Source organism: Streptomyces sp. CB01881 (assembly GCF_002953255.1).
Taxonomy (GTDB): Bacteria; Actinomycetota; Actinomycetes; order Streptomycetales; family Streptomycetaceae; genus Kitasatospora.
Window position 1 is genome coordinate 10,772,485 of sequence record NZ_CP026498.1, and the last position, 5,708, is coordinate 10,778,192.

Sequence of the window (5,708 nt, forward strand, 5' to 3'; positions counted from 1 at the left end):
GGCGGCCCCCGCGCCCGGGTGCAGCCCGTCCCCGCGGCCGCCGCCTGCGCCGTCCCGCCCGAGCGCGGCATCGAGCAGGAGCGCGACTGGGTGCGTCGCACCTTCAGCGAGCAGTTCAACGCCGTCGCCGGATCGGTCTCCCGGGTGATGTCGGAAGCCCCGGGGCTGCGCGGCATGGACCGGGTCGAGGCGGCCGCCGCGCTCACCGAGCTGGTCGCCGTCCGGCTGTACCTGTCCGGGGAGAGCCGCCGGGCCGACGCCGCCGTCCGGACCGCCGCCCCGGGCGCGCACGTGCCGCTGGCCCGCTGCGTGGCGGCCGGGCTGCGCAGACTGCCCTCGTACCGCGGTCCGGCCCTGCTCCGGACGGGGCTGGGCGAGCCCGAGCGGGAGCTGTACCGCGAGGGCGGGCTGCTCACCGAGTGGGCCTTCTGCCACGCCCGCACCACCCTCCACGCCGGGCCGCCCGGCGGGACGGACGTGCTGGTCTGGTCGATGACGGCCCGTCGGACGGCCATGCTGGACCCGGCCGCGCCCGACCGGGTGCTCTTCCTGCCGGGCACCGGCTTCAAGGTGCTGCGGGTGGACGGCCGGACCGTCATGCTGCGTGAGCTCGCCCCGTCCGAGATCGCCGCCGACGGCCGGGTGGACCTGCGGCCGGTGAAGCTGGACGCGATGGCTCTGGCCGGTCTGGAGCGGATCCCGGCCGCGCTCGCGGCGGCCGGGACGGACGAGACCCATGAGGGCGCCGACCCGCCCGGGCTGATGCCCGCCCCCATGGCGTCCGCCCCCACGGTGTCCGCCCTCAGGGTGTCCGGCCCCCGGACCCCCACCTCCCGGACCCCGACCCCCCGTACGGAAGGAGCCGGCCTGTGAGCAGGCAGGTGTTGCTGGTCTCCCCGGACCGCCCGGGCGCCCACCGCTCGATCTCCGGCGCCCTCGCCGAGGCCCCCGAGGGCGCGCTGATCACCGTCGCCCCGGGCCGCTACGAGGAGGCGCTGGCCATCACCCGCCCGGTCACCGTGGCCGCCGCCGGGGAGGCCGGGAGCGTCGAGGTGCACGCCGCCGCCGACAGCACGGTGGTGGTGGACGCCGAGGCGGTGCAGCTGTCCGGCCTGGTGCTCCGCGGCGCCGACCGGCAGGCCCCGGTGCTGGACCTGCGCCGCGGTCAGTCCGCGCTCGACGGCTGCCGGATCACCGGTGAGGCGTGGGCCGCCGTGCTGGTGCGGCAGGACGCCGCCCTCGCCGCGCGCGGCTGCCGGGTGGCCAACCCGTACGGCGCCGGGGTGGTGGTCACCTCCACCGCGGTCAGCGTCCTGGAGGACACCGAGGTGGCGGACGCCGGGTCCTCGGCGGTGGTGGTCGCCGAACGCGGCCGCCTGGAGGTCCGCGACTGCCGGCTGGACCGGCCGCGGGGCAACGGCGTCTGCGTCAACGGCAGCGGATCGCTACTGGCCGATGGGGTCAGGATCACCGGTAGCGGCAAGCCCGGCATCGCCGTCGAGCAGGAGGGCCGGGCCGTCCTGCACCGGGTCACGGTGACGGGCAGCGCCGCCGTCGACGCCTACCTCACCAGCCGGGGCGAGACCACCCTCACCGACTGCGCCTTCTCCGGCTCGGCCGGGCAGGCGGTGCACGTCGCCGACGGGGCGGCGCCGGTGCTGCGCGGCTGCACGGTCACCGGCGCGGCGGGCACCGCGGTGGAGGCGACCGGCGGCGCCCGGCCGGTGCTGCGGGACTGCGGGATCACCGGCACACCGGTCGGGCTCCGGGTGAGCGGCCCCGGCAGCGCCGCCGTGGTCGACGGGCTGACGGTGCGGGACGCCGGCGGTGCCGCCGTCCTGGTCACCGACCGGGCCGGCGCCGAACTGGAGCGGCTGACCGTCACCGGCACGGCCGGCCACGGCCTGCGGGCCGAGGGCGGGGCGGAGGTCTCCGTCCGGGCGGCGGAGATCACCCTGGCCGGCGGGACGGCCGTCGAGCTGACGGGTGGCGCCACCGGCCGGCTGACCGGCGCGCGGATCACCACCACCGGCCGGGGGAGCGGCCTCGGCGTGGCGGACGGTGCGAGCGTCCGGCTGTCCGCCTCGACGCTGGACGGCTGCCCGGCGGTCGTCGGCGAGAACGGCGAACTGACCGCCCATGAGAGCGAGTTCACCGGCTCGGGCGACGACGGCGTGCGGGTGCTGGCGGGCGGCTCGTTCACCGCCGTCGGCTGCCGGGTCAGCGGGGCGCGCGGCTACGGCGTCGACGTGCGGGCCGGTGCGCGGGCCGACCTCGGCAACTGCACGGTCGCGGACAACGCGGGCGGCGGGGTGAGGTCCGCCGGCCCGGAGGGCTCGGTACGCCTCCACGACTGCGACGTCCGGGACGCGCAGCCCCGGGGCGCGGAGGGCCGCGGCGGTGCCCTCGGCGGCGGTGCCGTCCGGGCGGCCGGCGCGCCCGCCGGACCGGAGCAGGGCGCGGCGGCGGACGGCCCGCCCGCGCACACCGGTACCGGGCCGCTGGCCGAACTGGACGCGCTGGTGGGCCTGGAGAGCGTCAAACGGGAGGTCACCGGTCTGATCAACCTCAACCGGATGACCAAGCGTCGCAGCGAGATGGGCCTGCCGATGCCCCCGATGAGCCGTCACCTGGTGTTCGCCGGGCCGCCCGGTACCGGGAAGACCACCGTGGCCCGGCTCTACGGCGCCGTCCTCGCCGAGCTGGGCATCCTCGGCCTCGGCCACATCGTGGAGGTGGCCCGCGCCGACCTGGTCGCGCAGATCATCGGCGGCACCGCCATCAAGACCACGGAGGTCTTCACCAGGGCGCTCGGCGGGGTGCTCTTCGTCGACGAGGCCTACACCCTGACCAACCAGTCCCGGGGCACCGGTCCGGACTTCGGGCAGGAGGCGGTGGAGACGCTGATGAAGCTGATGGAGGACCACCGGGACGAGATCGTCGTCATCGTGGCGGGCTACTCCGAGCAGATGGACCAGTTCCTGGCCTCCAACCCGGGCATGGCCTCCCGCTTCTCGCGCACGGTGGAGTTCCCCAACTACGCGCCCGCCGAGCTGGTCACGATCGTCCGGGGCCTGTGCGCCAAGCACTGCTACGAGCTGACCGGCGGCGCGGTGGACGCGCTGACCCGGCACTTCGAGGACGTCCCCAAGGGCCCCACCTTCGGCAACGGCCGGGTCGCCCGGCAGGTCTTCGAGTCGATGATCAGCAACCAGGCGTCCCGGCTGGCCGTCCGGCCGCCCGCCGAGGACGGCGAACTCAGCGTGCTCACGGCCGCCGACGTCACCGCCGTCCACGGCGAGACCGTCCGGGGCGAGACCGTTCGTGGTGACGCGGACCGGCCGCCCGCCGCCGTCCCCCGGGCACTCCCGGAACCTCCGGCATCCCCGGCAGCTCCGGCACCCCCCGCGTCCGTGCCCCGGACTGCCGCCGCTCCGCCGGTCGGCCGCCACCTGGCCGGGCTGGTCGGCCTGGCGCCCGTCCGGGAGGCGCTGGCGGCCCGGTTGGACGTCCTGGCCGAGCTCGGGCAGGGCACCGCGGGCCTGGCGGACGTCGTCCTGGAGGGCCCGCCCGGCAGCGGCCGGCGGGCCCTGGCCGCCGCCTACGCGCGTTCCCTGGCCGAGCTCGGCCTCGTCCCGCTCGGCACGCTGGAGCGGCTGCCGCTGTCGGCCGTCCCGGCCCGGTGGGCGGAGCAGCCGCGCAGCCCCCTCGCGCACGCCTTCCGCCAGGCCGCGGGCGGAGTGCTTCTGGTCGAGGCGGACCCGCTCTTCGAGCGCCGGCCCGCCGTCGAACAGGCCGCGGTGGTGGACGCGTTGGCGGCCGCGGCGGCGGCGCGGGACGCGCACGGGGCCGCCCTGGTGCTCTCCGGGCGCGCACCGTTCCTGATGGGCCTGCTGACGGCCCGGACGGACCTAGCCGGCGCCTTCGCCGAGTACCTGCGGCTGCCCCCGTACACCGGCCCCGAGCTGGCCGCGCTGACCGTCCGGCGGCTGGAGTCGCTGGGCCTCGCCGTCACCGAGGAGGTGTCCGCGGAGCTGGCCGGGCAGGATCCGGCGCAGGGCGCGCGCGGGGCCCACCTGCTGGCGCGGCGGATCGCCGGGGCCGCCCGCTCGCGCACCGTCACCCTGCCGGACCTGCCCGCCCCGCGCCGCGCGGAGCCGGGCGGGCGGCCGGTGCAACGATCCGGGGTCGGCGGGGCAGCGGGGGAGTGATCCGCGGCCCGGCCGGCGCCGGGGGCAGCAGCATGAACGGGAGGGCCCGGCGTCCGGGCCCTCCTGACAGCACGACCGAAAGGACCGGCCGATGGCCAATCAGACGACCTCCGTCAGCATCGAGGGCATGCTGGCAGCCCAGAGCAACTTCCAGACCGCGCTGGACGAGGCGAACCGCACCTACACCCAGATGGCCGGCCAGATCGAGACGCTCCAGTCCAGCTGGACCGGTGACGCCTCCACCACCTACCTGGGGGCGATGAACACCTGGCTCCAGGACTTCGGCACCGTCCGCGCGCAGCTCGGCCTGATGCTGGAGAAGCTCCAGGCCAACACCGGCTCGTACGGGACGACCCACCAGGCCACCACCGACATGGCCTCCCAGCTCAGCAAGGGCATGGCCACCCCGCTGCCCGGTTTCTAAGGCGTGCCGTGCGGCTCAGGGCGGACCGGCCCGAGCCACCATCCACGCCCCAGCCGCGCCGTTCGACCCGGAACACCAGGAGGAGTCACATCATGAGCACGTACGCGGTCAACATGACCCAGGTCGAGTACATCGTCGGCGAGATGGCCGCGATCAGCAACAAGCTCCAGCAGACGCTGAGCCAGCTGGACGACGGCACCGCGCAGCACCTGAGCGAGTGGACCAGCGACGCCCGCACCACCTACGACACCGCCAAGGCCAAGTGGGACGCCGCGGCCGGCGACATGGTGCTCCAGGCGCAGAACGCGACCACCGCGCTCGGCCAGATCCACGAGTCCTACCACCAGGGCGAGCGGCACGGCGTGAGCCTCTGGGACCAGTGACATGGCGGAGACCGACGAATCCCTGGCCGCCCGCGACGACTCCGGCCAGTCCTCCGACCCGAACATCAACAACGCCGACTACGGAGGCGGTTTCGGCTCAGGCAGTGGCAGTGGCAGTGGCAGCGGCTCCGGGGGCGGGAACCACTGGACCGGTGACCCGCACATCGGCGCCGGGCACGGGACGTTCGGCGACACCCACCCGATCGCCGTCCCGGTGGTGCCGCGCCACGGCGAGACCGGCCCGGGCACCATCGCGGTGAGCACGCCCTCCCTGGACGTGTTCGCGGCCAACATCGACCTGCTGATCCAGCCGATGAACGACGTCGCCACCGCACTGGACGGCGTCGGGATCGCCCCGGGCGCCTTCTACCACGCCAACCTCATGCGCAACGGGGTGAACGGGCCGAACGGAGACGGCGGGCTCAAGAAGACCTTCGGCGAGTCGCTCTCCTCGCTGATCACCGGGCTGACCGACCTGCGGGACGGCGTCCGGGCGCTGAGCGCCAAGTACCGCACGGTGGAGGAGGCCAACGGGATGACGGCCCGGGACTTCCAGCAGGCGATGGCCGACGCCGTCGGCGACTTCAACGCCGTGGTCACCGCGAACGGCGGCACCGGCACCGCGAACACCACCAACACCGGCGGCGGCACCGGGAACGGGACCGGCGGCAACACCCCCGCACCCGCCTG

At 75.8% G+C, this 5,708-nt stretch carries 3 protein-coding genes and 2 pseudogenes; all 5 read left to right on the forward strand.

Annotated elements, in window-relative coordinates; all coding sequences use genetic code 11:
* Nucleotides 1-873 (forward strand): annotated as a pseudogene (locus C2142_RS36405) (hypothetical protein); the annotation flags it as partial.
* Nucleotides 870-4,211: a right-handed parallel beta-helix repeat-containing protein gene (locus C2142_RS41830; RefSeq protein ID WP_148647075.1), complete on the forward strand. Its 3,342-nt coding sequence runs from the start codon at nucleotides 870-872 to the stop codon at nucleotides 4,209-4,211. The pseudogene C2142_RS36405 and the gene C2142_RS41830, both read left to right, overlap by 4 nt.
* Nucleotides 4,212-4,302: 91 nt before the next feature.
* Nucleotides 4,303-4,635, forward strand: a complete 333-nt coding sequence (locus C2142_RS36415; protein ID WP_148647076.1) for a WXG100 family type VII secretion target — start codon at nucleotides 4,303-4,305, stop codon at nucleotides 4,633-4,635.
* A 92-nt stretch (nucleotides 4,636-4,727) separates the two neighbouring features.
* Complete coding sequence (locus C2142_RS36420) at nucleotides 4,728-5,018, forward strand: WXG100 family type VII secretion target (RefSeq protein WP_148647077.1); 291 nt, start codon at nucleotides 4,728-4,730, stop codon at nucleotides 5,016-5,018.
* A gap of 1 nt (nucleotide 5,019) precedes the next feature.
* Nucleotides 5,020-5,708 (forward strand): annotated as a pseudogene (locus C2142_RS36425) (hypothetical protein); the annotation flags it as partial.

Bases quoted from the DNA above. Each gene is read 5' to 3' on its own strand.
- C2142_RS36415 (WP_148647076.1), top strand. From the start codon at position 4,303: ATGGCCAATCAGACGACCTCCGTCAGCATCGAGGGCATGCTGGCAGCC.
- C2142_RS36420 (WP_148647077.1), top strand. From the start codon at position 4,728: ATGAGCACGTACGCGGTCAACATGACCCAGGTCGAGTACATCGTCGGC.